The organism is Streptococcus sp. HMSC057G03, from assembly GCF_001808745.1.
In the GTDB taxonomy this organism is placed as follows: domain Bacteria; phylum Bacillota; class Bacilli; order Lactobacillales; family Streptococcaceae; genus Streptococcus; species Streptococcus parasanguinis_Z.
This window is the reverse complement of the sequence record NZ_KV794421.1, coordinates 95130-122000: the sequence shown is the minus strand read 5'-3', so window position 1 is coordinate 122000 and position 26871 is coordinate 95130. Positions and strand designations below refer to the sequence as shown.

25 protein-coding genes, 1 tRNA gene and 1 pseudogene are annotated in these 26871 nt (G+C 42.3%); 26 read left to right on the top strand and 1 reads right to left on the bottom strand.

Features of this window, described 5'->3' with window-relative positions:
* Positions 1–34: 34 nt before the first annotated feature.
* The 18 genes from HMPREF2686_RS03670 to purH all read left to right on the top strand — a co-directional run bounded on the left by HMPREF2686_RS03670 (position 35) and on the right by purH (position 19008).
* Positions 35–122 (top strand) — tRNA-Ser (locus HMPREF2686_RS03670).
* A gap of 62 nt (positions 123–184) precedes the next feature.
* On the top strand, positions 185–1003 hold the full coding sequence (gene mreC / locus HMPREF2686_RS03665) for a rod shape-determining protein MreC (RefSeq protein WP_070449248.1): 819 nt from the start codon (positions 185–187) through the stop codon (positions 1001–1003).
* Position 1004: 1 nt separating this feature from the next.
* The gene (gene mreD / locus HMPREF2686_RS03660) at positions 1005–1505 is read left to right on the top strand and encodes a rod shape-determining protein MreD (protein ID WP_061590639.1); all 501 of its coding nucleotides are present in this window, start codon (positions 1005–1007) and stop codon (positions 1503–1505) included.
* 93 nt (positions 1506–1598) lie between these two features.
* Complete coding sequence (gene pcsB, locus HMPREF2686_RS03655; protein WP_070449246.1) at positions 1599–2849, top strand: peptidoglycan hydrolase PcsB; 1251 nt, start codon at positions 1599–1601, stop codon at positions 2847–2849.
* Between the two features lie 259 nt (positions 2850–3108).
* A complete protein-coding gene (locus HMPREF2686_RS03650) occupies positions 3109–4083 on the top strand; it encodes a ribose-phosphate diphosphokinase (protein WP_070449244.1) in 975 nt (324 codons plus the stop codon).
* Positions 4084–4131: 48 nt separating this feature from the next.
* On the top strand, positions 4132–4272 hold the full coding sequence (locus HMPREF2686_RS10530; protein WP_176745968.1) for a hypothetical protein: 141 nt from the start codon (positions 4132–4134) through the stop codon (positions 4270–4272).
* A gap of 279 nt (positions 4273–4551) precedes the next feature.
* Positions 4552–5214, top strand: a complete 663-nt coding sequence (locus HMPREF2686_RS03645) for an LPKTxAVK-anchored surface protein (RefSeq protein WP_003009273.1) — start codon at positions 4552–4554, stop codon at positions 5212–5214.
* 89 nt (positions 5215–5303) lie between these two features.
* Entirely contained in the window at positions 5304–6155 is an 852-nt protein-coding gene (gene srtB / locus HMPREF2686_RS03640) for a class B sortase, LPKTxAVK-specific (protein ID WP_003009275.1), read from the top strand.
* Between the two features lie 154 nt (positions 6156–6309).
* Positions 6310–7491: a pyridoxal phosphate-dependent aminotransferase gene (locus HMPREF2686_RS03635; RefSeq protein ID WP_003009276.1), complete on the top strand. Its 1182-nt coding sequence runs from the start codon at positions 6310–6312 to the stop codon at positions 7489–7491.
* Positions 7475–8254: a DNA repair protein RecO gene (gene recO, locus HMPREF2686_RS03630; protein WP_003009278.1), complete on the top strand. Its 780-nt coding sequence runs from the start codon at positions 7475–7477 to the stop codon at positions 8252–8254. The genes HMPREF2686_RS03635 and recO overlap by 17 nt, the downstream gene beginning before the upstream one ends.
* Positions 8251–9246, top strand: coding sequence for a phosphate acyltransferase PlsX (gene plsX, locus HMPREF2686_RS03625; RefSeq protein WP_003009280.1), 996 nt, complete (start codon positions 8251–8253; stop codon positions 9244–9246). Before recO ends, plsX begins: the two co-directional genes overlap by 4 nt.
* A 3-nt stretch (positions 9247–9249) precedes the next feature.
* Positions 9250–9498 carry an acyl carrier protein gene (locus tag HMPREF2686_RS03620; RefSeq protein WP_070449243.1) on the top strand — a complete coding sequence of 83 codons (249 nt, stop codon included), beginning with the start codon at positions 9250–9252 and terminating at the stop codon, positions 9496–9498.
* A 150-nt stretch (positions 9499–9648) separates the two neighbouring features.
* The gene (gene purC, locus HMPREF2686_RS03615) at positions 9649–10356 is read left to right on the top strand and encodes a phosphoribosylaminoimidazolesuccinocarboxamide synthase (RefSeq protein WP_049475212.1); all 708 of its coding nucleotides are present in this window, start codon (positions 9649–9651) and stop codon (positions 10354–10356) included.
* A gap of 63 nt (positions 10357–10419) precedes the next feature.
* Positions 10420–14145: a phosphoribosylformylglycinamidine synthase gene (locus HMPREF2686_RS03610; protein ID WP_070449241.1), complete on the top strand. Its 3726-nt coding sequence runs from the start codon at positions 10420–10422 to the stop codon at positions 14143–14145.
* Between the two features lie 12 nt (positions 14146–14157).
* Entirely contained in the window at positions 14158–15597 is a 1440-nt protein-coding gene (gene purF / locus HMPREF2686_RS03605) for an amidophosphoribosyltransferase (RefSeq protein ID WP_070449239.1), read from the top strand.
* 210 nt (positions 15598–15807) lie between these two features.
* Positions 15808–16830 (top strand): phosphoribosylformylglycinamidine cyclo-ligase, encoded by a 1023-nt coding sequence (gene purM, locus HMPREF2686_RS03600; protein WP_031574112.1) that lies wholly within the window; start codon positions 15808–15810, stop codon positions 16828–16830.
* Positions 16830–17384, top strand: a complete 555-nt coding sequence (gene purN / locus HMPREF2686_RS03595; RefSeq protein ID WP_031574111.1) for a phosphoribosylglycinamide formyltransferase — start codon at positions 16830–16832, stop codon at positions 17382–17384. Before purM ends, purN begins: the two co-directional genes overlap by 1 nt.
* 76 nt (positions 17385–17460) lie before the next feature.
* Positions 17461–19008 carry a bifunctional phosphoribosylaminoimidazolecarboxamide formyltransferase/IMP cyclohydrolase gene (gene purH, locus HMPREF2686_RS03590; protein ID WP_031574110.1) on the top strand — a complete coding sequence of 516 codons (1548 nt, stop codon included), beginning with the start codon at positions 17461–17463 and terminating at the stop codon, positions 19006–19008.
* Between the two features lie 323 nt (positions 19009–19331).
* Here the strand turns inward: purH and HMPREF2686_RS03585 are convergent, their stop codons facing one another.
* The gene (locus tag HMPREF2686_RS03585; protein WP_049506926.1) at positions 19332–20351 is read right to left on the bottom strand and encodes a GBS Bsp-like repeat-containing protein; all 1020 of its coding nucleotides are present in this window, start codon (positions 20349–20351) and stop codon (positions 19332–19334) included.
* A 182-nt stretch (positions 20352–20533) separates the two neighbouring features.
* On the opposite strand from HMPREF2686_RS03585, the gene purD reads away from it, so the two are divergent.
* The 8 genes and pseudogenes from purD (at position 20534) to purB (ending at position 26807) form a co-directional block, all read left to right on the top strand.
* The gene (gene purD, locus HMPREF2686_RS03580; protein WP_049506923.1) at positions 20534–21799 is read left to right on the top strand and encodes a phosphoribosylamine--glycine ligase; all 1266 of its coding nucleotides are present in this window, start codon (positions 20534–20536) and stop codon (positions 21797–21799) included.
* 242 nt (positions 21800–22041) lie between these two features.
* Positions 22042–22533 (top strand): 5-(carboxyamino)imidazole ribonucleotide mutase, encoded by a 492-nt coding sequence (gene purE / locus HMPREF2686_RS03575; RefSeq protein ID WP_049506921.1) that lies wholly within the window; start codon positions 22042–22044, stop codon positions 22531–22533.
* On the top strand, positions 22520–23611 hold the full coding sequence (gene purK / locus HMPREF2686_RS03570; protein ID WP_049506920.1) for a 5-(carboxyamino)imidazole ribonucleotide synthase: 1092 nt from the start codon (positions 22520–22522) through the stop codon (positions 23609–23611). The genes purE and purK overlap by 14 nt, the downstream gene beginning before the upstream one ends.
* Before the next feature lie 8 nt (positions 23612–23619).
* Entirely contained in the window at positions 23620–24300 is a 681-nt protein-coding gene (locus HMPREF2686_RS03565; protein ID WP_049506918.1) for a hypothetical protein, read from the top strand.
* A gap of 106 nt (positions 24301–24406) precedes the next feature.
* Positions 24407–24550: pseudogene (locus HMPREF2686_RS10155) on the top strand (5-(carboxyamino)imidazole ribonucleotide synthase); the annotation flags it as partial.
* Positions 24551–24575: 25 nt separating this feature from the next.
* Entirely contained in the window at positions 24576–25211 is a 636-nt protein-coding gene (locus tag HMPREF2686_RS03560; RefSeq protein ID WP_049506917.1) for a YdcF family protein, read from the top strand.
* 14 nt (positions 25212–25225) lie between these two features.
* Positions 25226–25453: a hypothetical protein gene (locus HMPREF2686_RS03555; RefSeq protein ID WP_049506914.1), complete on the top strand. Its 228-nt coding sequence runs from the start codon at positions 25226–25228 to the stop codon at positions 25451–25453.
* A gap of 55 nt (positions 25454–25508) precedes the next feature.
* Positions 25509–26807, top strand: coding sequence for an adenylosuccinate lyase (gene purB / locus HMPREF2686_RS03550; RefSeq protein WP_049506913.1), 1299 nt, complete (start codon positions 25509–25511; stop codon positions 26805–26807).
* Positions 26808–26871 lie beyond the last annotated feature (64 nt).

Sequence of the window (26871 nt, the reverse complement as noted above, 5' to 3'; positions counted from 1 at the left end):
AGGTCGGTGGTTCGAGTCCACTCGTGCCCATTTTGGAGAATTACTCAAGAGGCTGAAGAGGACGGTTTGCTAAATCGTTAGGTCGGGTAACCGGCGCGGGGGTTCGAATCCCCCATTCTCCGTATAATTTCCAAGTTTGAGATGTCATCTCAAACTATTTTTTATATTTTTGAAGGTTTTGTCTATGTTCTTGAATCGATTCTTTAAAATTTTTAGTTTTGTGTTTGTTTTAACTGTTTCAGGAATTTTATTTCTTTTTCCATCTGTTAGAACTTCGATTATTTTAAAATCTTCTGATATATTAGCTATTGTTGATAAGGCAGTATCGATACCATTTGTTGTTGTGGAATCTAAGGCAAAGGATTTAAAGAATTTATCTGAATTAAATGATGAAAACCGTTCGTTAAAATCACGTCTTTATCAAAAGGATATTGACCAGTCAAAACTTAACCGTTTGGAATCAGAAAATAGAGAATTAAAGGATTTGATGTCAATCAAGAATTCTGTATCGGGTTCTAAACAAGTCGTTAGTGAGATTATTGACCGTAATTATGGTTCGTGGGATCAGGAATTTGTTATTGATAAAGGTAGTTCAGATGGAATTTCTGATTCTATGTTTGTTCTTTCGTCTGGTGGCGTCATTGGTGTGGTAGAAAGTATAGAAAAAAATTCTAGCAAAGTGAAATTATTAGTCGAAGATACTATTTCTTCACAACACCTGACGTTTAAAATCGAGAGTCAAGGTCAATCTATTTTTGCTTTATTAAATGGTTATGACGAGAAGACAGGTGAGTTTCGGTTGTTGCAAATTGGAGATCCAGTTGAAATTAAAAAAGGATCTCTGGTTTCAACAAGTGGTTTAGGAAAATATAAGAGTAGTGACTTACCTCTTGGTACAGTGACTTCTACTCAAAAGGCATCTGATCAGTTAGGGCAAGAAATTCGTGTGAAACCAAAGGCTAATTTAGATGTCAATCGTTATGTACTATTGATTGGAGAGTAGTGTGAAAGTCATACGTAAGTACCATTTTTTCCCTTTAATCTTATTCTTATCTTTATTTGTTGACGGCCAAATCTCTTTTCTTATTTCTCGTTTCAGTCCAAGCTCCTTTGAACCTACTTCATTTTTATTCCTATATGGTTTTATGTTGTTGAGTCTCTATTTCTCTGAGATAGCTAGTATTTGGTGGGGAGTCTTCTTTGGTTTTTGTTTTGATGTGTATTTTTTACGCACTATAGGAATTGCCTTTCTAGTCTTCCCTTTGTTACAGGTGATTTTTTATCGGTGTAATCAGATTATTTTGGTCAATCGATTGACTCGTTTTTTTACATTTTTATTAATGATTCTAATATTTCAGATTTCAACCAATCTTCTTCTGATTATTTTTATTGGTATAAAATTCAACTGGATTACTCTCATTATCCATCAAATTGCGCCTAGTTTAATTTTGAATGTGGTTCTAATGATCGTATTACAGCCTTTACTTGAAAAGATTTATTTATAAACTCGAAATAAAAATGTAACAATAGCGTAATATAAATTTTCAAAAAATTTGTTATACTAGTTAGTGTCTTATTAGAAAGGGAAAATTTATCTAATGAAGAAAAAATTATTTGCCACAATCTTATTGAGTACAGTTGCTTTATCACAAGGTGCTGTTGTAGCAGGTGTATCAGCTGACTCAACAGATGATAAGATTGCTGCTCAAGATAACAAAATCAATAGTATTAATCAACAACAACAAAGTGCACAAGCTCAGGTAGATCAAATCCAAGGTCAAGTATCTGAAATTAAACAACAACAAGAAAATCTTCAAGCTGAAAATGACCGTTTGAATGAAGAATCTGAACGATTGTCAGCTGAGATCGATGAGTTGTCAAAAAATATTGTTGCTCGTCAAGAATCACTTGCAAATCAAGCACGTAGTGCTCAAACAACTGGAACTGCAACAAGCTATATTAATGCGATTGTTAGCTCTGGATCTTTGACAGAAGCTATCTCACGTATTTCTGCTATGAATGAAATTGCAGATGCTAACAACAAAATGTTGCAAGAGCAAAAACGTGATAAAGAAGATATTGCACAAAAACAAAAAGAAAACAACGACGCTATCAATACTGTTATTGCAAATAAACAGCAATTAGAAGATGATGCGCAAGCTTTGTCAACTAAAGAAGCTGAGTTGAAAGTGGCACAATTGAATTTGGCAGCTGAAAAATCATCTGCTGAAAACGAAAAGAACGCTTTGTTGCAACAAAAAGCTGAAGCTGAAAAAGCAGCGGCAGCAGCGGCAGCAGCTGAGGCAGCTTACCGTGCAAAACAAAAAGAACAACAAGCAGCTGTGAAAGCTTCTGCTAATACAACTCTTCAAGCACAAGTTCAGGCAGCAGCACAAACACCTGTTGCAACACCAGCGGCTGCACAAACTCAAGCAGCAGCTCAACCTGCTGTTCAAACTCAAGCAGCAGCAGCTCCAGCAGCTCCAGCAGCAACTGTTTCTCGTCCAACTTATAGTACATCTGCATCATCTTATCCAGTTGGTGAATGTACATGGGGTGCGAAGACATTGGCTCCATGGGCTGGCGATTACTGGGGCAACGGTGGTCAATGGGCTGCAAGTGCAGCGGCTGCTGGATTCCGTACAGGATCTCAACCACAAGTTGGTGCTATTGCATGTTGGAATGATGGTGGATATGGACACGTAGCAGTCGTTACAGCTGTTCAATCTACAACAAGTATCCAAGTTTCTGAATCTAACTATAACGGTATCCGTAGTATTGGTAACTACCGTGGTTGGTTCAACCCAACAACAGCTCAAGGTACTGTTACTTATATCTATCCAAACTAAGAATTAAAAAGAAGCAGGACAGTTGTTCTGCTTCTTTTTATGTGACTTTCAGTCCGTCTCGCTACGTTAGGTGCGAGACAAAAAAACTACCCGCTATGCGGGTGCGTATCGAAGGTTATTTGAGAGAATTTAGGTAGGGATAGATTTTGTAATTTCCATAAATTAATATTTGAATATTTGCTTAAAAAGCGATAAAATGATTACAGGAGAAATTTGTGCTGACTGTACAATATGGTTTTAGATTTTACTGGAGGAAATCATGTCATTTTCTGATTTAATGCTCTTTGCTTTGTCGTCAAATCAAGAATTGGCTCAACGTGTGTCTCGCGAAATGGGACTACCGCTTGGAAAGTCAACGGTTCGTCAATTTTCTGATGGAGAAATTCAGGTTAATATTGAAGAATCAATCCGTGGGAAAGATGTTTATATTTTGCAATCCACTAGCTCACCGGTTAATGATAATCTTATGGAAATTTTGATTATGGTAGATGCCTTGAAACGAGCTAGTGCGCAATCTATTAATGTGGTGATGCCGTATTACGGCTATGCTCGTCAAGACCGGAAAGCTCGGGCTCGTGAACCAATCACTTCTAAGTTGGTAGCTAATATGCTTGAGGTTGCTGGAGTTGATCGTCTCTTGACAATTGATTTGCACGCTGCTCAAATTCAAGGCTTCTTTGATATTCCTGTTGACCACTTGATGGGTGCGCCTTTGATCGCCGACTATTTTGAACGTCGTGGGATGATTGGAAAAGACTATGTTGTTGTCAGTCCAGACCATGGTGGTGTGACTCGTGCTCGGAAATTGGCTGAATTTTTGAAGACTCCGATTGCGATTATTGATAAACGCCGGAGTGTCGATAAGATGAATACGAGTGAAGTGATGAATATCATTGGGAGTGTTGAAGGTCAAACTTGTATTTTGATTGATGATATGATTGATACAGCTGGTACAATCTGTCATGCGGCGGATGCCCTTGCTGAAGCAGGAGCTGTAGAGGTTTATGCAAGCTGTACGCACCCAGTTTTATCAGGTCCAGCGATGAACAACATTCAAAAATCAGCCATTAAGAAGTTGGTGGTATTGGATACGATTTATCTACCGGAAGATCGCTTGATTGATAAGATTGAGCAAATTTCGATTGCGAAACTCCTTGCTGAGGCTATTGTTCGCATTCATGAAAATCGTCCTCTTTCACCTCTGTTTGAAATCGGAAATGCCAAAAAATGTTAACAATAAGGAGGCTGAAAAACAGCCTCTTTTGTTTAGGAGGAAATACAAATGGGAATCAGACAATGGTGGCAAGCGCTAAAAAAAGAAAAGAAGCGAAAAGAACTAATTCGAGCGGCTCAAAAACTAGAAAACAAGGTGGATCCAAGTATACCGAAGAAGACTCTACCCAAAAATCGTGCGGTAAAATAGGAAATAATTGGAGTGGAAAAGAAGAGGGAACTGGTAAAATCAGGGAAGTTCTGTCTATTTCATAGAGAAACGATTGAGTAAAAGTGTCCAAAAACCGAAAAATTCTAATAGATGAGTATAATATATCTCTAATTCATAATTTTAGGGATCAAATAGAAAGAAATCTTAATTTTTTTTAAAAAAATTGATAAAAACTCTTGACAACAGAAATATATCCTAGTATACTAGTCATAGTTACGAAGTAACGAATATTTTTAAACTATAAAAGGAGATAAAACAATGAAAAAAGTTTTATTATCATCAGTAGCAGCTCTTGCAGTATTTGCAGCAGCAGCTCCAGCATTCGCAGCAGATACTACAGGACGTCCAGTTTATAAAACTGAAAAAGGTGGAGACACACCTACTTTAAGTGAACTTAAAGGTGAAGCAACTCCAGCCGCACCAGCATCTTCAGCCACAGAAAAACACCCAGGTGCTACTCAAGTTGACCCATCTATCGGCAAAGGTACTCCAGTTGATAAAAAAGGTGATGTTTCTACTGCAAACTACGATGGAAACAAATTTGCTGATACATCTAAAGAATTAACTGCTGTTCCAGCACCTGAATATTTCACTCAAGGTCTTGACCTATGGAATGGTAGCCAACATGGTACTTTCCGTACTGAAGAAGGTGTTCAAACAATCGAAGTTACAAACCCACATGATGGAACTAAATGGTTGGTAGATGTTCAGGTTAAAGCTGGAGCTAACACTCCTAGCGGATTCTACGCTACTGCAATTAGTGGTTCATTGCGTCCAGCATCTTCAGATGCTAAAGCAGCTGCTAAAGCAGCTGAAGAAAAAGCAGAAGCAGCTAAAGCAGCTAAAGCTGGTAAAGACGGTATGGCTTCATCTGCAAAAGCTGGTGAAAAATCACTTCCAAAAACTAGCGCAGTTAAATAATTTCTAATTAATTAGCTCATAAAAATATCACTGAGTCCTTGGGCTCAGTGTTATTTTTTAGATAAAATCATTTTGAGGAGATCGATTGAATGAAAAGAGCTGGAGAAAAAAAGTCAAATAAATTAGGTTTCGTAATTGCTGCCTTTGCGGCAGTCGTTGTGGTTGTAGTTGGATTCCTATTCTTCAATCCATTTGGTGGAAAGGCCTCTAATACGGCTAAGAAAACTGGAACTTCTGGAAGTAGTTCTTCTACCCAAGCTGTGAAGTATGAACCTAGTCAAGAAGAAAAAGATTACTTAAAGAATCGTTTTGCCCAATTAACTTCTGTGAACCCTGAAGCAATCGCTTATGTCTACGCACCGGGTACTGAATTGGATGAACCTGTTGTACAAACTGGTGATAATGCAACCTACTTAGATAAAACGTTTGATGGTGGTTATCAACCATATTTGGGTACTGTCTTCATGGATACAGATAATAAGAAAGATTTCAGTGACCGTTTGACCTGGTTGTTTGGTCATGCTCGTGGTAGTAAGGTTGGTGATCATCGTATGTTTAACGATGTCAACTACTATGACAAACAAGATTACTTTGATCAACACCCGTATGTTGTCATTGAGACACCTGAGCGCAAGTATTATTATGAAGCTATGTGCTTGGTCATTGTTCCTGAAACAACTGCTTTCTATCGTACTAGCTTTAAGGACGACAAAGACTTTACGACTCAGTTGAAGAAGGTCTATGAAGATGGTCAAACTAAGAATCCAAATATTAAAATCAAAGCATCTGATAAATACTTGGTATTGTCAACTTGTCGCGAAGAGGATGAAACGATTCGTTCAAACCTCTACCTTCGTCAAATTCCTGATTCAGAAATGAAGGATTTTGTGGCAAAACATGCAGATCAATTGACATATGTGGCAACACGTGGTCAACAATAATGACTTGAAAGACTTAGCATTGCTAAGTCTTTTTTGTATGGAAGGATTGTTGAAATGTCCTTTGATAGTGAGCAAAAGATGGGGATCTGGCTTGTTCTTTTGCGATGGGGTCCTATTTATAGTATAATGAATATAAGTGTTTTGGAGGTGTTCTATGGATTTAACGAAACGTTTTAATAAAAATCTGAATCGGATCGAAGTTTCTTTGATTCGTCAGTTCGATCAATCAATTTCTTCCATTCCTGGTGTCTTGCGTTTGACTTTGGGGGAACCGGATTTTACAACTCCTGAACATGTAAAAGAAGCAGGAAAGGCTGCCATTGATGCGAATTTTAGCCATTACACTGGGATGAGTGGTTTGCTGGCTTTGCGTGAGGCTGCGAGTCAGTTTGTGGCGGATAAATATGGTATTCACTATCGTCCTGAAGATGAGATATTGGTGACGATCGGTGCGACTGAAGCCCTATCTGCAACCTTGACAGCAATCTTGGAACCTGGAGATGTAGTACTTCTTCCAGCACCGGCCTACCCTGGTTATGAACCCATTGTGAATTTGGTTGGGGCGGAGATTGTCGAAATTGATACGACAGCAGATCGTTTTGTCTTGACTCCTGAAAAGTTGGAAAAGGCCATTCTAGAGCAGGGTGAAAAATTGAAGGCTGTTATTCTCAATTATCCAGCTAATCCAACGGGTGTCACTTATTCGCGCGAACAGATGGCGGAATTAGCTGCTGTCTTAAAAAAATATGAAGTCTTTGTGATTTGTGATGAAGTCTATTCAGAGTTGACTTATACTGGAGAGGCACATGTTTCTATGGCCTCCTTTATTCCTGAGCAGACCATTGTTATTAATGGCTTGTCTAAGTCTCATGCTATGACAGGCTGGCGGCTTGGTTTTATCTTTGCCCCTGCTGCATTGACGGCCCAACTCATCAAGAGTCATCAGTATTTGGTAACGGCCGCTGGCACCATGAACCAGTATGCTGCGATCGAAGCTTTGACGGAAGGTCGAGATGATGCGGAGCCGATGAAGAAGGAATATGTGAAGCGTCGGGATTATATTATCGAACAGATGTCCGCGCTTGGGTTTGAGATGATTAATCCAGATGGTGCCTTTTATATTTTTGCTAAAATCCCAACTGGTTATAATCAGGATTCCTTTGCTTTCTTGCAGGATTTTGCGCGTGAAAAAGCAGTTGCTTTTATTCCTGGTGCTGCTTTTGGTCAATATGGTGAAGGCTATGTGCGTTTGTCGTATGCAGCCAGCATGGAGGTTATCAAGGAAGCAATGAAACGCTTGAAGGAGTATATGGAAGAACATGCTGGAGTCAATTGAGACCCGGGGCATTGTGCTGTATAATCGGGATTTTCGTGAGGATGATAAATTGGTCAAGATCTTCACGGAGAAGTCAGGGAAGCGGATGTTTTTTGTGAAACATGCGGGAAAATCACGATTGAATCCCATGTTACAACCATTGGTAACAGCGGATATGTTGCTGAAAATCAATGATGATGGGTTGAGTTATATTGATGATTTTCAAGATGTGCAGGTTTATAAGAAAATCAATGCAGATCTTTTTGCCCTTTCTTATGCGACCTATGTTCTGGCGCTTGCGGATGCAAGTATTCAGGATAATCAGGTGGATCCGGCCCTGTTTGCTTTTTTGGAAAAGACCTTGTCTTTGATGGAAGAGGGACTGGATTATGAGGTTTTAACCAATATTTTTGAGATTCAGCTTCTATCACGGTTTGGGGTTGTCTTGAACCTGCATGAATGCTGTTTCTGCCATCGGGTTGGTCTTCCTTTTGACTATTCCTTCCGGTATAGTGGGGTCCTTTGTCCGGATCATTATGATCGGGATGAGAGACGTGCCCACTGGCATCCGAATGTTCTCTATTTATTGGATCAGTTTCAAGCAGTGCGATTCAGTGAGTTAGAGACGATTTCTCTACAAGCGGAGATGAAAACAGCTCTGCGTCAGGCAATTGATCAGTTGTATGAGGAGTATGTAGGGATCCATTTAAAAGCTAAAAAGTTTATCGATTCCTTGAGTGATTGGGGAGCGATTATGAAAGATTCATCTGGAGGTGAAACATGAAAAAAATTGCAGTAGATGCAATGGGGGGCGATAATGCACCTCAAGCCTTGGTAGAAGGTGTGAATCAAGCCATTCGTGATTTTGATGATATTGAGATTGTCTTATATGGCGATGAGGCAAAAATCAAAGACTATTTAACCGCAACAGAACGTGTATCGATTGTGCATACGGAAGAAAAAATCGATTCAGATGATGAGCCAACGCGGGCCATTCGTCGGAAAAAACAGGCTTCGATGGTCTTAGCTGCCAAGGATGTGAAGGCTGGTGAGGTGGATGCCATGCTATCTGCAGGAAATACAGGTGCTTTATTGGCAGCAGGCTTCTTTATCGTTGGCCGTATCAAAGGGGTGGAACGCCCTGGATTGATGTCCACACTTCCGACGGTTGATGGTCGCGGGTATGACATGCTAGACTTAGGGGCCAATGCGGAAAATACACCAGAGCACTTGCATCAGTATGCTGTGATGGGATCCTACTATGCTGAAAATGTTCGTGGGATTCAAAAACCTCGCGTGGGTTTATTGAACAATGGGACAGAAGCTAGTAAGGGAGATCCTTTGCGCAAGGAAACCTACCAATTGTTATCTGAGGATGAGTCGATTCATTTTGTTGGAAACGTGGAAGCGCGTGACTTGATGGATGGCGTTGCTGATGTCGTTGTGGCGGATGGTTTCACGGGAAACGCTGTCTTAAAAACGATGGAAGGAACGGCTTTTGGGATCTTGAAGCAATTGAAACAAGCAATTGCCACAGGAAACTGGAAGGCGAAATTAGGAGCTTTTCTGCTCAAGGACCGTTTGAAATCATTGAAGCAAACCTTGGATTTCTCAGATGTTGGAGGAGCGGTCTTGTTTGGCCTTCAAGCACCTGTTGTTAAAACGCATGGTTCGAGTGATGCCAAAGCTGTCTATAGCACGATTCGTCAGATTCGGACCATGTTAGAGACAGATGTTGTTGGAAAATCAGTGAAGGAATTATCGAAGGAAGGGTAATGTATGAGTAAACAAAACGAAATTTTAGCTACTATTGAGGAATTTCTCAAAGATCGCAAGGGACCAGACTTTCAAGTATCTTTGGAATCTGACTTACGTAAGGATTTACAGGCCGACTCTGTTGAATTGATGGAATTTATTATCAATCTTGAGGATGAATACCAATTGGAGATTCCAGACAAGGCTATTGATGACTTTAACACGGTAGGAGATGTCGTTGACTATATCGAAAAACGAACTGCTAGTAACTAGTTGAAAAGGGATCGTTCAGAGATTGTTCTGAATGATCTTTTTTTCTGTCCTTTTCATTCGGTTTCTGCCTATATTGTACGGAAATTTATTGAAAATCCACTTTGTATGTGATAGAATGAAGGTGATAAAATACGAAAGGCGAACAAAGTCATGACCAATCAACTGATTTATACTGGAAAAGCTAAGGATATCTATACTACTGAGGACGAACATGTGATTAAGTCGGTCTATAAGGACCAAGCCACTATGCTAAATGGGGCTCGTAAGGAGACTATTAAAGGAAAAGGTGTGCTAAATAATCAGATTTCGTCTCTTATTTTTGAAAAATTGAATGCTGCGGGTGTTGCAACGCACTTTATCGAACGTATTTCTGATACAGAACAACTCAACAAGAAAGTAAAAATTATTCCTTTGGAAGTTGTTCTTCGTAATGTGACTGCGGGTTCTTTCTCTAAACGTTTTGGCGTGGAGGAAGGCTTGGACTTGAAAACTCCAATCGTTGAATTTTACTATAAAAACGATGAGTTGGATGACCCATTCATCAATGATGAGCATGTGAAGTTTTTGGATATTGCCAATGATGAACAAATTGCTTATATTAAGGAAGAAACGCGTCGTATCAATGAATTGCTAAAAGATTGGTTTGCACAAATTGGTCTTCGCTTGATTGACTTCAAATTGGAATTTGGTTTTGATAAGGATGGCAAGATTATCTTGGCAGATGAATTCTCTCCAGATAACTGCCGTCTTTGGGATGCTGAAGGGCACCATATGGACAAGGATGTTTTCCGTAGAGATTTGGGCAGTTTAACGGATGTATATCAGGTTGTGTTGGAGAAATTACAGGGCTTGAAGTAATCTTTTTGAAACGGAAAACCTTCGTCTTCGATAACATGTTTGAATAGAAATAAAGGAAATAAAATGGATAAACGTATTTTCGTTGAGAAAAAAGCTGATTTTCGTGTGAAATCGGACTCTTTAGTAAAAGAATTGCAGCATAATCTTCAGTTGAAAACCTTGAAGAATCTTCGGATTGTTCAGGTTTACGATATTTTTGGTTTGGCAGAGGACTTGTTTGCGCGTGCGGAAAAACATATCTTCTCTGAGCAAGTGACTGATACTGTTTTGGACGAGGCTGCGGTTAAGGCTGATCTTGAGAAGTATGCTTTCTTTGCGATCGAAAGTTTGCCTGGTCAATTTGACCAACGTGCGGCATCTTCACAAGAAGCTTTGCTGTTGCTTGGTAGTTCAAATGACGTAACAGTGAATACAGCGCAATTGTACTTGGTTAACAAGGATATCGATGCGAATGAGTTGGAAGCTGTCAAAAACTACCTTTTGAACCCAGTGGATTCTCGTTTCAAAGATATCACTGTTGGTATTGCGAAACAGGATTTCTCTGAGTCTGACAAGACCATTCCAAGCTTGGATTTCTTTGAAACTTATACGGCAGAAGATTTTGCACAGTATAAGGCTGAGCAAGGATTGGCCATGGAAGTGGATGACCTTCTTTTCATTCAAGATTACTTCAAGTCTATTGGACGTGTGCCAACTGAGACTGAGTTGAAGGTGTTGGATACTTACTGGTCTGACCACTGCCGTCACACGACTTTCGAGACTGAGTTGAAAAACATCGACTTCTCAGCTTCTAAATTCCAAAAACAATTGCAAGCGACTTATGACAAGTATATTGCCATGCGTGATGAGTTGGGACGTACCGAAAAACCTCAAACCTTGATGGATATGGCGACTATTTTTGGTCGTTATGAGCGTGCCAATGGTCGTTTGGATGACATGGAAGTGTCTGATGAAATCAATGCCTGCTCTGTTGAAATTGAAGTGGATGTCAATGGTGTGAAAGAACCATGGCTTCTCATGTTCAAAAACGAAACTCACAACCACCCAACGGAAATTGAACCATTTGGTGGAGCGGCTACTTGTATCGGTGGTGCCATTCGTGACCCATTGTCAGGTCGTTCCTACGTTTATCAAGCCATGCGTATCTCAGGTGCTGGTGATATTACAGCACCAATTGCTGAAACTCGCGCTGGTAAATTGCCACAACAAGTGATCTCCAAAACAGCGGCTCATGGTTATTCTTCATATGGTAACCAAATTGGTCTTGCGACAACTTATGTCCGTGAATACTTCCACCCAGGTTTCGTTGCTAAGCGTATGGAGCTAGGTGCTGTTGTCGGTGCGGCTCCTAAGGAAAATGTGGTCCGTGAAAAACCTGAAGCTGGTGATGTGATTATCTTGCTCGGTGGTAAGACTGGACGTGACGGTGTCGGTGGTGCGACAGGTTCTTCTAAAGTTCAAACGGTTGAATCTGTTGAAACAGCTGGTGCTGAAGTTCAAAAAGGGAATGCCATCGAAGAACGTAAGATTCAACGTCTTTTCCGTAATGGTGAAGTAACACGTCTGATCAAGAAATCAAATGACTTTGGTGCTGGTGGTGTCTGTGTGGCCATCGGTGAATTGGCTGATGGACTTGAAATTGATCTGGATAAAGTGCCATTGAAATACCAAGGTTTGAACGGTACAGAAATTGCCATCTCTGAATCTCAAGAACGGATGGCCGTTGTAGTTCGTCCAGAAGATGTAGACGCCTTCGTTGCAGCATGTAATAAAGAAAATATTGATGCTGTGGTTGTTGCAACAGTAACGGAGAAACCAAATCTTGTCATGCACTGGAATGGTGAAACCATCGTTGATTTGGAACGTCGTTTCCTTGATACAAATGGTGTACGTGTGGTTGTAGATGCTAAGGTGGTTGACAAGGATGTCAAGCTTCCAGAAGAACGTCAAACATCTGCCGAAACCCTTGAAGCGGATACGCTTGAAGTCTTGGCTGATCTGAACCATGCTAGTCAAAAAGGGTTGCAAACCATCTTTGATAGCTCAGTTGGTCGTTCAACAGTCAATCACCCACTCGGTGGTCGCTACCAAATTACACCAACGGAAGCTTCTGTACAGAAATTGCCAGTCCAACATGGCGTGACAACAACTGCATCTGTCATGGCGCAAGGGTTCAACCCATATATCGCAGAATGGTCTCCATATCATGGTGCTGCCTATGCAGTCATCGAAGCAACAGCTCGTTTGGTTGCTGCTGGTGCAAACTGGTCTAAGGCTCGTTTCTCTTACCAAGAATACTTCGAGCGTATGGATAAACAAGCAGAGCGTTTTGGTCAACCAGTAGCTGCTCTCCTTGGATCCATCGAAGCTCAGATTCAACTTGGTTTGCCATCTATCGGAGGGAAAGACTCGATGTCTGGTACCTTTGAAGAATTGACAGTACCACCAACCTTGGTTGCTTTTGGGGTGACGACTGCAGATAGCCGTAAGGTTCTTTCTCCAGAATTCAAAGCTGTTGGTGAAAATATTTACTACATCCCAGGTCAAGCTTTGGCACAAGAAATTGACTTTGATCTTATCAAGTCTAACGTTGCTCAATTTGAAGCCATCCAAACTAACCACAAAGTGACAGCAGCATCAGCTGTTAAATATGGTGGTGTGGTTGAAGCTCTTGCCCTTGCAACATTTGGGAACCATATCGGAGCAAACGTCGAATTAGCTGACCTTGACACTAGCTTGACAGCCCAATTGGGTGGATTCGTCTTCACATCGCCTGAAGAAATTGAAGGTGTTGCCAAGATTGGACAAACAGTGACTGACTTTACACTCACTGTCAACGGTGTAACGCTTGATGGACACAAACTTGACAGTGCCTTCCAAGGTAAATTGGAAGAGGTTTACCCAACGGAATTTGCACAGGCAACTGAGTTGGAAGAAGTACCTGCTGTAGCATCAGATGCTGTGATCAAAGCTAAAGAAACAGTTGATACACCAGTGGTTTACATCCCAGTATTCCCAGGTACTAACTCTGAGTACGATTCAGCTAAGGCCTTTGAAAAAGAAGGTGCAAAAGTCAACTTGGTACCATTTGTCACACTGAATGAAGAAGCTATTGTCAAGTCTGTTGACACTATGGTTGACAATATCGAAAAAGCTAACATTATCTTCTTTGCCGGTGGCTTCTCAGCAGCGGATGAACCAGATGGATCAGCTAAATTTATCGTTAACATCTTGCTCAATGAAAAAGTACGTGCAGCCATCGATCACTTCATTGAACGCGGTGGTTTGATCATCGGTATCTGTAACGGATTCCAAGCCCTTGTTAAATCAGGTCTTCTTCCATACGGTAACTTTGAAGATGCAAGTAGCACCAGTCCAACCCTCTTCTACAATGATGCCAACCAACACGTGGCTAAGATGGTTGAAACACGGATTGCCAACACCAACTCACCATGGCTTGCCGGAGTAGAAGTTGGTGACATCCATGCCATTCCAGTATCACACGGTGAAGGTAAATTTGTCGTGACAGCTGAGGAATTCGCAGAGCTTCGTGACAATGGTCAAATCTTTACCCAATATGTTGACTTCGAAGGTAAACCAAGCATGGATTCTAAATATAATCCTAACGGATCTGTAAATGCTATCGAAGGTATCACAAGTAAGAACGGTCAAATTATTGGTAAGATGGGTCACTCAGAACGTTTCGAAGACGGTCTCTTCCAAAATATTCCAGGAAATAAAGACCAACATCTCTTTGCATCAGCGGTTAAATACTTTACTGGAAAATAAAAGGTATACAAAATGACATACGAAGTTAAATCTCTTAATGAAGAATGTGGTATTTTTGGGATCTGGGGACACCCAGATGCTGCAAAACTGACTTATTTCGGATTACACAGTCTTCAACACCGTGGTCAAGAAGGGGCGGGGATCCTTTCGAATGATGCGGGTCAATTAAAATGGTATCGTGATACGGGTCTTCTCTCAGAAGTATTTCGAAATCCTACTAACTTGGATAAGTTGACAGGAACGGGAGCGATTGGCCATGTTCGCTATGCGACAGCTGGGGAAGCTTCGGTGGATAACATCCAGCCCTTCCTCTTTCGCTTTCATGATACGCAGTTTGGACTTGCCCACAACGGGAATTTGACCAATGCCAAGTCCCTCAAACGGGAGTTGGAAAATAACGGGGCGATCTTTAGCTCAACTTCTGATTCAGAAATCTTGGCCCACCTGATTCGTCGGAGCCACAACCCATCCTTCATGGGTAAGGTGAAAGAAGCCTTGAATACGGTGAAAGGTGGATTTGCTTACCTTCTCATGCTGGAAGATAAGCTGATTGCGGCCTTGGATCCAAATGGTTTCCGTCCTCTTTCGATTGGGAAAATGGCCAATGGCGCTATCGTGGTTTCATCTGAAACCTGTGCCTTTGAAGTGGTTGGTGCTGAGTGGATCCGCGATGTGAATCCAGGTGAAGTCGTGATTATCGATGATAATGGTATTACTTACGATAACTATACAACGGACACCCAATTGGCTGTTTGCTCGATGGAGTATATCTACTTTGCTCGCCCAGACTCCAATATCCAAGGGGTCAATGTCCATACAGCCCGTAAACGTATGGGAGCTCAATTGGCACGTGAATTCAAACATGAAGCAGATATTGTGGTCGGTGTACCTAATTCATCACTTAGCGCAGCCATGGGATTTGCGGAAGAATCTGGCCTACCAAATGAAATGGGCTTGATTAAAAACCAATATACCCAACGGACCTTTATTCAACCAACACAAGAACTACGGGAGCAAGGGGTTCGGATGAAGCTCTCTGCCGTATCCGGTGTCGTGAAAGGCAAACGGGTTGTCATGATTGATGATTCTATCGTACGTGGGACAACATCACGTCGGATTGTGAAGTTATTGAAAGAAGCAGGGGCTACAGAAGTCCATGTGGCAATCGCAAGCCCAGCTCTGGCTTATCCATGTTTCTACGGGATCGATATTCAAACACGTAAGGAATTGATTGCTGCCAATCATACAGTAGAGGAAACACGCGATATCATTGGTGCAGATAGCTTGACGTATTTGTCAATCGATGGCTTGATTGATTCTATTGGAATCGATACAGATGCCCCAAATGGCGGTCTTTGTGTGGCTTACTTTGATGGAAAATATCCAACGCCTTTGTATGACTACGAAGAACGCTATGTGGAAAGTTTGAAAGAACATACTTCTTTCTATTAAGAGCAGTGCAAAAGAAAAGGAATGAAACAAATGACAAATAAAAATGCTTATGCTCCACGTCTCACTACTGACTAAAAGCTAAAGCATTTGTCAGTAGACGCTTTGCCCTATTGGACCAAAGCTAGAGACCTGACTAGTATTTTTAGATAAAATAATTGTTTATCTAAAAATACGTCGCACTCTTTCTCAAAAAAAGAAAAGGATTAAAAAATGACAAATAAGAATGCATACGCTCAATCTGGTGTAGACGTTGAAGCGGGTTATGAAGTTGTTGAACGGATCAAAAAACATGTGGCTCGTACGGAACGTGCGGGTGTCATGGGAGCTCTTGGTGGTTTTGGTGGCATGTTTGACCTTTCAAAAACAGGTGTCAAAGAGCCTGTTTTGATCTCAGGTACAGATGGTGTCGGTACTAAACTCATGCTTGCCATCAAGTACGACAAACACGATACGATCGGTCAAGACTGTGTGGCCATGTGTGTTAACGATATCATCGCTGCAGGTGCGGAGCCCCTTTACTTCCTTGACTATATCGCAACTGGTAAAAATGAACCTGCTAAATTAGAGCAAGTCGTTGCTGGTGTTGCAGAAGGTTGTGTGCAGGCTGGTGCAGCCCTTATCGGTGGAGAAACGGCTGAAATGCCTGGTATGTATGGTGAAGATGACTATGATTTGGCTGGGTTTGCTGTCGGTGTTGCAGAAAAATCTCAAATCATTGACGGTTCAAAAGTAGCTGAAGGCGATGTGATTCTTGGCCTTGCTTCAAGCGGTATCCACTCAAATGGTTACTCACTTGTTCGTCGTGTCTTTGCGGATTACACAGGTGAAGAAGTTCTCCCAGAATTGGAAGGGAAGAAACTTAAAGACGTTCTTTTGGAGCCAACTCGTATCTACGTCAAAGCAGCATTACCACTCATCAAAGAAGAATTGGTCAACGGAATTGCCCACATCACAGGTGGTGGTTTCATCGAAAATGTACCACGGATGTTCTCAGATGACTTGGCTGCTGAAATTGACGAAAGCAAAGTCCCAGTTCTTCCAATTTTCAAAGCTCTTGAAAAATATGGCCAAATCAAACATGAAGAAATGTTTGAAATTTTCAACATGGGGATTGGTCTCATGCTTGCAGTGAAACCAGAAAATGTGGAACGTGTCAAAGAACTTCTTGACGAACCTGTTTATGAAATCGGTCGTATTGTGAAGAAAGACGGCGCAAGTGTGGTGATTAAATAATGGCTAAAAGGATTGCTGTATTTGCCTCTGGCAACGGGTCAAACTTTCAGGTGATTGCAGAACAATTTCCGGTAGAGTTTGTCTTTTCAGATCACCGGGATGCCTATGTCTTAGAACGTGCCAAGAACCTTGGTGTGGTGAGTCATGCCTTTGAACTCAAGGAATTTGATAATAAAGCAGCTTATGAAGAAGCGATTGTTCACCTCTTGAATGAACACCAAATTGACTTGGTTTGCTTGGCGGGTTATATGAAAATTGTTGGCCCAACCTTGCTAGCAGCTTATGAAGGCCGTATTATCAATATTCACCCGGCTTATCTCCCTGAATTCCCTGGTGCTCATGGTATTGAGGATGCTTGGAATGCAGGCGTTGCTGAGAGCGGTGTGACCATTCACTGGGTGGATTCTGGTGTGGACACTGGTAAGGTCATCAAACAAGTCCGTGTGCCACGTCTAGAAAGTGATACCCTTGATACTTTCGAAACTCGCATCCACGAAACAGAGTACAAGCTCTATCCAGAAGTCTTGGAACGTTTGGGAGTAGCACGAAAATAAGGAAGCCATTGATTGGAAAGAACATTTTCGACTGTAGCAGATAAAGAACTTTTTAAAAAAGGAAAAGAAAGAAAAAATGACTAAACGCGCACTAATTAGTGTTTCAGACAAAGCGGGTATTGTTGAATTTGCCCAAGAACTCAAAAAACTCGGTTGGGACATCATCTCAACAGGTGGGACTAAAGTTGCCCTTGACAATGCTGGGGTAGATACCATTGCCATCGACGATGTGACTGGTTTCCCAGAAATGATGGACGGTCGTGTGAAGACTCTTCATCCAAATATCCACGGTGGTCTGCTCGCTCGTCGTGACCTCGATAGTCACCTAGAGGCTGCTAAGGACAATAATATCGAGTTGATCGACCTTGTTGTGGTCAACCTTTACCCATTCAAGGAAACGATTCTCAAACCGGACGTGACTTACGCTGACGCGGTGGAGAACATCGATATTGGTGGACCATCTATGCTTCGTTCAGCAGCTAAAAACCACGCTAGCGTAACAGTTGTGGTAGATCCTGCTGACTATGCCGTGGTTTTGGACGAATTGGCAGCCAAGGGCGAAACAAGTTACGAAACTCGCCAAGGGTTGGCAGCGAAAGTCTTCCGCCACACAGCAGCCTATGATGCTTTGATCGCAGAATACTTCACTGCTCAAGTGGGTGAAGAAAAACCTGAAAAACTCACTCTGACTTATGATCTCAAGCAACCAATGCGTTATGGGGAAAACCCTCAACAAGACGCAGACTTCTATCAAAAAGCTTTGCCAACGGATTACTCTATTGCTTCCGCTAAACAGTTGAATGGGAAAGAATTGTCCTTCAACAATATCCGTGATGCGGATGCCGCTATCCGGATCATCCGTGATTTCAAAGACCGTCCAACCGTTGTGGCCTTGAAACACATGAACCCATGTGGGATTGGTCAAGCTGACGACATCGAAACTGCTTGGGACTACGCTTATGAGTCTGACCCAGTATCCATCTTCGGTGGTATCGTCGTTCTCAACCGCGAGGTAGATGCTGCGACAGCTAAGAAGATGCATGGTGTTTTCCTTGAAATCATCATTGCACCAAGCTACACAGACGAAGCGCTTGAAATCTTGACTACCAAGAAGAAAAACTTGCGGATTCTTGAGCTACCATTTGACGCTCAAGATGCTAGTGAAGTGGAAGCAGAATACACTGGTGTTGTTGGTGGTCTCCTCGTTCAAAACCAAGACGTTGTGAAAGAAAGTCCAGCTGACTGGCAAGTGGTTACCAAACGCCAACCAACTGAGACAGAAGCGACAGCTCTTGAGTTTGCTTGGAAAGCTATCAAGTATGTGAAATCAAATGGTATTATCGTGACCAACGACCACATGACACTTGGTGTTGGCCCAGGTCAAACCAACCGTGTGGCTTCAGTCCGCATCGCTATTGACCAAGCCAAAGACCATCTTGATGGTGCTGTTCTTGCTTCAGATGCCTTCTTCCCATTTGCAGATAATGTGGAAGAAATCGCTAAAGCAGGGATTAAAGCGATCATCCAGCCAGGTGGATCAGTTCGTGACCAAGAGTCAATCGAAGCGGCTGATAAATACGGCTTGACCATGATCTTTACAGGAGTCAGACATTTTAGACATTAATCAAAAAGGCTGGGCAAAAAATGTCCAGCCTTTGATGTTTAATAGGAATAACTGCAAGACGCAGTGGTTGATTGCTCAAAGCACTGCTTTGAGGTGGCGGATAGGACTTGCGAAGCAAGTTTCCTAAATCTTTTTTCGCTTTTTAAGCTCCAAAGATAACCTAATGAAGGAAACAAAGTTTCCTTTATCCACAACCTTCAACAGTCTCCCAGACTGTTGAAGCTGTGCGGGGTGGGAAGATTGAAAAGGTTTGGGGAACCTTTTCAACCTTTTTTAAATAGTCTGAGTTCTTTCCCACTCCCTTTCTGCTGGTTATGAAGACTTTAATCTGGGTAGATGTAGGTGACGGTTCCCCAGATGGGGTTGGTTGGATCGAACCAACCACGGAAGTTGTCGATATAGCGATGGCCGTTGTAGTTAGCCTCTTGGATCTGAATTTTTTGGTCATGTTCGACGTCTGTAACCAAGGCAACATGGCCATATCCCCCATTGTCCCAACAGGCGATGGCACCGACCTCTGGAGTGTCTCCTGTCCGGAATCCCGCAGCGCGTGCGCTAGCTGCCCACATGCCGCCATTTCCCCACCAGTTGTGGGCCCAAGGGGCTAATTCTTTGGCTCCCCAGGTGCACTCACCAATGGGGTAGGTGTTTCCCGGATGTGTCGCGAGTGGAGTGAGCTTTGGCTTTGCCTTTTCTACTTGAAATGTAGTGGGGAATAGCCCTTTTAGTTGTCCCTGGCTTTTCTGATAGACATGTAGGTGAAATAGCCCGCTTCCCTTGTGTTTTTGAGCTTGAAAGCGCAGTTGGAAATGTCTAGGTGCGATCTTCTTTGCGGGATACCAGACTAAATCATCCTGCCCATTTTCTTCAGACCAGATGGGGAATACAATCTCGTCAACGTCTTCGAACAACTTTAGGTCTACCTCAAATTCTTGTGAGGAGATGGGTGTGATCGTAATCTTGGGTTGGGAAGAGGCGAGGTCTTTTTGCTGGACTCTGGTCGTGAGAGGGTAAAGACCGGTTAACTGTTCATTTGCCTCCACCCCATAGACATGGACATGATAAAGTCCGGCTTGATCAGAATGGTTGGTCAATGGCACTTGTAGGTCAAATCCCTTGTCACTGCGTTCCACAGGATACCAAGTCAGGTCATCTTGGCCATTTTGGTCAGACCAGACGGGAACTTGGATCTTTTGATACTTATCCGGGACGTTTCCAAGATGAATCACCAGCTGCCCTTTTTCGGCATAGATAGCATTGGTCGCTTGATTTGCATGGGCAATAGAGGCTTGCATCCCCCATGTCGCACAAGTCAGTACAACAAATTTTTTGATTGTTTGCATAATACTCCTTTTCGTCAATTAGTAGGTCTCACCTATACTATTCGGAAAAAAATGAGAAATAGGAGGAAATAGCAAAAAATGTTTGGATTCTACTGAAAATAGGAGGCTTTTGCTGAAATCATTAGAATAAAACGAACGATTATGATATAATTTAATAAAATAATTCGCAAAAGAGGTTCGAGATGAAACTTTTGGTTGTTGGATCTGGCGGTCGTGAGCATGCGATTGCTAAGAAATTGTTGGAGTCTACAGACGTTGAGCAGGTTTTTGTGGCTCCTGGTAATGACGGGATGCGATTAGATGGTCTAGATTTGATCAATATCGGAATATCCGAACATTCTAAGCTGATTGACTTCGCAAAAGCGAACGATATTGCTTGGACCTTTATCGGTCCAGATGATGCCCTTGCAGCTGGTATCGTAGATGATTTCATTGCAGCTGGTCTCAAGGCTTTTGGTCCGACCAAGGCTGCAGCTGAGCTTGAGTGGTCTAAGGATTTTGCTAAGGAAATCATGGTCAAATACGACGTTCCGACAGCAGCCTATGGCACATTTTCAGATTTCGAGAAAGCCAAGTCCTACATCGAAGAAAAAGGTGCTCCAATCGTCGTCAAGGCAGACGGGCTGGCCCTTGGGAAAGGTGTCGTCGTTGCGGAGACCGTTGAGCAAGCCGTTGAAGCCGCTCACGAGATGCTTTTGGACAATAAATTTGGTGATTCAGGTGCGCGTGTGGTCATCGAGGAATTCCTTGACGGGGAAGAGTTCTCTCTCTTTGCCTTTGTCAATGGGGACAAGTTCTACATCATGCCTACGGCTCAGGACCACAAACGTGCCTACGATGGTGACAAGGGTCCGAACACTGGTGGGATGGGTGCCTATGCGCCAGTTCCCCACTTGCCACAGAGCGTGGTTGACACAGCGGTTGACACCATTGTCAAGCCAGTTCTTGAAGGCATGATTAAAGAAGGACGTCCCTACCTTGGTGTCCTTTACGCGGGTCTTATCTTGACAGCTGATGGACCGAAAGTCATCGAGTTCAACTCACGCTTTGGAGACCCTGAAACACAAATCATCTTGCCTCGTTTGACATCTGACTTTGCGCAAAATATCACTGACATTTTGGATGGCAAAGAGCCAGCCATCACTTGGACGGACAAGGGTGTGACATTGGGCGTGGTTGTAGCCTCAAACGGCTACCCACTCGCTTATGAGAAGGGTGTCAAACTTCCAGCCAAGACAGATGGGGACATCATCACTTACTATGCTGGTGCCAAATTCGCTGAAAATAGCCAAGACCTCCTCTCAAACGGCGGACGTGTCTACATGCTGGTCACAACCGCAGACACCGTCAAAGATGGTCAAAATATCATCTATAACCAACTCAACAAACAAAACACAGAAGGCCTCTTCTACCGTAAGGATATCGGTAGCAAGGCAATAAAAGATTAACAGATACTAACTTTGTCATGGCAAGCGAAAGCGAGCCAAACTAAGATAATGGTCGCTTGATTTGCGAGCGTTAGCGAGCTAGTATAGGATAATCGTCGCAGTAGTGGAACTCCTAGTAGCAGAGCTACTAGGAGCGGAAAACTGGAGACTCAGGCTCCAGTTTTAGTAATGGAACGCTACAGGCGGTCGCTTCCGTCCCCACCACCTAAGACCATTATCAAAAAGAAGAAAAAGGAAAAATTATGACTAAACCAATAATTTCCATTATTATGGGCTCAAAATCCGACTGGGCAACCATGCAAAAAGCCGCTGAAGTCCTCGATAACTTTGGTGTCGCTTACGAAAAGAAAGTTGTTTCCGCACACCGCACACCGGACCTCATGTTCAAACATGCCGAAGAAGCACGTAGCCGTGGCATCAAGGTCATCATCGCGGGTGCAGGTGGCGCAGCTCACTTGCCAGGGATGGTTGCTGCTAAAACGACCCTTCCAGTCATCGGGGTACCCGTCAAGTCTCGTGCTCTTAGCGGTGTGGATTCACTTTATTCCATCGTTCAGATGCCAGGTGGAGTGCCTGTCGCAACTATGGCGATCGGTGAAGCGGGTGCGACTAACGCGGCCCTCTTTGCCCTCCGTCTTCTTTCGGTAGAGGACCAGGCTGTTGCGACAGCGTTAGCGGATTTCGCTGAAGAACAAGGAAAAATCGCAGAGGAGTCTACAAATGAGCTCAACTAAAACCATTGGTATCATTGGTGGTGGCCAGCTAGGTCAGATGATGGCGATCTCAGCTATCTACATGGGACACAAGGTTATCGCCTTGGATCCAGCAGCTGATTGCCCAGCCTCCCGCGTGGCGGAAATCATCGTGGCCCCTTACGACGACGTAGATGCTCTTCGTCAGTTGGCTGATCGCTGTGATGTTCTCACCTATGAATTTGAAAATGTCGATGCTGATGGTTTAGACGCCGTTATCAAAGATGGACAACTCCCACAAGGGACAGACCTACTCCGCATCTCTCAAAATCGAATCTTTGAGAAGGACTTTCTTTCCAACAAGGCACAAGTCACTGTGGCCCCTTACAAGGTCGTGACCTCAAGCCAGGATTTGGCAGATATCGACCTCTCGAAAAACTATGTCCTCAAGACGGCGACCGGTGGTTACGATGGCCATGGTCAGAAGGTCATTCGTTCAGAAGCAGACTTGGAAGAAGCATATGCGTTAGCTGATTCGGCAGACTGCGTTTTAGAAGAATTCGTCAACTTTGACCTGGAGATTTCTGTCATCGTGTCTGGTAATGGCAAGGACGTGACAGTCTTCCCTGTTCAGGAAAATATCCACCGCAACAACATTCTTTCAAAAACCATTGTGCCTGCTCGCATTTCAGAAAGTCTAGCTGAAAAAGCCAAAGCCATGGCAGTACGAATCGCTGAACAACTCAACCTTTCTGGAACTCTTTGTGTGGAGATGTTTGCGACAGCTGATGACATCATTGTCAACGAAATCGCCCCACGTCCTCACAATTCAGGACACTACTCAATCGAAGCCTGCGACTTCTCTCAGTTTGACACTCATATTTTGGGTGTTCTGGGAGCACCACTTCCAGTAATCGCCCTTCATGCACCAGCAGTCATGCTCAATGTACTCGGCCAACATGTCGAGGCTGCTGAAACATATGTGACAAAAAATCCAAGCGCTCACCTCCACTTATATGGTAAACTAGAAGCAAAGCACAACCGCAAAATGGGACATGTGACTTTGTTTAGTGATGTGCCGGATAAGGTTGAGGAATTTGGGAAAGGGATTGATTTTTAAAGAACAGTATGCCATTAAAGTATTTTGAAATCAAAAGATTATTGAGATCTCAAATAAGTTTAGTTGATTCTCTCATGAGCAAAGCACTGAAGTACCTATTATTATATGGGTTTCTAGCTATTTTTATGACAATAGGAAGTACTCAACAGAAAATAGACGTCTCAGGGAATCTCCTAATCTTACTGATAATAATGGGAGTACTCTATAGACTAAATGTTCTTTTTGAGAAGATTAATATTAAAAATTTGGCGATAGCTTTTAGAAAAGGAAATTTTCTAGATAGTGAGCATACAGAAATGTTAATTTCTGATCTAGAATCATCGTTAAATAAAATAAATAATTTTGCAAACTGGAGTTGTGGTATTTTAGCAACTATTTCGATATTTGTTAGCACAATATATCTTAATTTTTTGAAAGATCTTATTCCAAGGGAAGAACTTACAAAATTGTTTTTTGGCGAAGTTGCTAGTTTGCGAAGTAGCTTTATTGGTTTTTTAGGACAGTTAATGTTAATGATAATTTTAGTATTATTTGTGTACTATCTAACTGTTCAAGCTTTTACTTATGATAGACGATTTGTTATTATTGTTTTGAAAAGTAGTCTTTATATTGATGAAAACGATGAAATAATAATTGGTTTTTTAAATAAATGGCAATATATTAAAAAATTTTTTATTTCGGGGGTTTAATGTACATAACAAAAACAGTTGAACTCTAACTGGAGGTAGATTTTATGATATGAATCATAATCAATACTTTGGTTGAAAAAGAGAAGACTGAAGTAGTTGTCGAAGTCAATATGTCACAGAAAATCCAAGCGCCTACATCCACTTATATGGTAAACTAGAAGCAAAGCACAACCGCAAAATGGAACATGTGACTTTGTTTAGTGAAGTGCCTGACAATGTGTTTGAGTTTGGGAAAGGGATTGATTTTTAAAAAATCTGTGGAGGAAATGTTATAGATGAAACCGATTATTCCGAAAAGTCCAGAAGTTCCGAAAGAGTTCTCTAATAAAGAAATCTCCTTTTTGACTCAGAGTGTTTTTGGGAAAATAATCGAATCTCAGCCGTGTGATGTTTTATTTGTTTTCAGTGGGACTCACCCAGGCCACTGGGAAAAAGCTATTGAGGCATATCAAAAAGGTTATGTAAGACGAATCATTGTGACCGGTGGCCGAAGTTTGACAGGAACACCTCATCCAGATTGGAATGGACATACAGAGGCAGAGGTTATTATCCAGCATCTGCTGGCTGCAGGCATTCCTGAAGAAGCGATTAAATTTGAAAACTCCTCTAGCAATACTTTAGAAAACGTATTGTTTTCTAAAGAAATTTTTGATTTTAATACTGTTGAGACAGTTATGTTCATTTGCAAAAGTCATGCGACTGGTAGGCAATGGCGAACCTTGGCTCAGCACTTACCAAAGCATCTTCGCTACATCCCATATACCTTCAATGCCTTTTACAAGGATGTTGAGATTGGTCGGAACAGCTGGATGAAAACAGATATTGGCAAGTCCAGAGTTTGGGGAGAATATTTGCGGCTTCTCCATTATGGAGAAAAAGGAGATATTTTAAAGTTAGACATTGAATTGTGATTTAGGAGGTTTTTATGATTCAACTCATTGTCAACGCATTTGTCGAAAAAGAGAAGACAGGAGCAGTCGTCGAAGTCTTGTATGCTAGTAGCGATCACGAAAAAGTGAAAGCTAAGTATGAAGAGCTGACTGCTCAATATCCTGAAAACTATTTAGCCATCTATGATCTGCCGCTGGATACGGATTTGAATTCACTGGATCATTATCCGTCAGTATGGATTGGGAAAGAAGAATTTGAATAAAGTGATTGCCAGTTGCTAACTGATGTGAAACATCAAAAGAAAGGAAAATAAAAACATGATCGAACGTTACTCTCGCCCTGAGATGGCGAACATTTGGACTGAAGAAAATAAATACCGTGCTTGGCTTGAGGTGGAAATCTTGGCTGACGAAGCATGGGCTGAATTGGGAGAAATTCCTAAGGAAGATGTGGCTTTGATCCGTGAAAAAGCGGACTTTGACATCGACCGTATTTTGGAAATCGAGCAGCAAACTCGTCACGATGTGGTGGCCTTCACACGTGCGGTTTCTGAAACGCTTGGTGAAGAGCGTAAGTGGGTTCACTATGGTTTGACTTCTACTGACGTGGTAGATACGGCCTATGGTTACCTATACAAACAAGCCAACGACATCATCCGCAAGGACCTTGAAAACTTCCTCAATATCATCGCTGACAAGGCCAAGGAGCACAAGTTCACCATCATGATGGGGCGTACCCACGGTGTGCATGCGGAGCCGACAACTTTTGGTCTTAAATTGGCCACTTGGTATAGCGAAATGAAACGTAACATCGAGCGTTTCGAGCATGCGGCTGCTGGTGTGGAAGCTGGTAAGATTTCTGGTGCGGTTGGTAACTTTGCCAACATTCCACCATTCGTTGAAAAATACGTCTGCGATAAATTGGGTATCCGTGCTCAAGAAATCTCTACACAGGTCCTTCCTCGTGACCTTCATGCTGAGTACTTTGCAGTTCTTGCGAGCATCGCAACTTCTATCGAGCGGATGGCAACTGAAATCCGTGGTCTTCAAAAATCTGAACAACGTGAAGTGGAAGAATTCTTTGCCAAAGGTCAAAAAGGATCTTCAGCAATGCCTCACAAACGGAATCCTATCGGTTCTGAAAACATGACCGGTCTTGCGCGTGTGATCCGTGGTCACATGGTCACAGCTTATGAAAACGTAGCCCTTTGGCATGAACGTGATATCTCTCACTCATCAGCTGAGCGTATCATTGCACCAGACACAACCATCTTGATTGACTACATGCTCAACCGTTTCGGAAATATCGTTAAGAACTTGACGGTCTTCCCAGAAAACATGATTCGCAACATGAACTCTACATTTGGTTTGATCTTCAGCCAACGTGCGATGTTGACTTTGATTGAAAAAGGCATGACACGTGAGCAAGCTTACGACCTTGTTCAACCGAAGACTGCTCAATCATGGGATAACCAAGTAGACTTCAAACCACTTCTTGAAGCAGATCCAGAAGTGACTTCTCGTCTCACTCAAGAAGAAATCGACGAAATCTTCAACCCAAGCTACTACACCAAACGGGTGGATGAAATTTTTGAACGCATCGGTTTGGGTGACTAATCGCAACGAAAAAGGGAATTTGAAAAATAGACGAAAGAGGCTGGGACAAAAGTCCTAGCCTCTC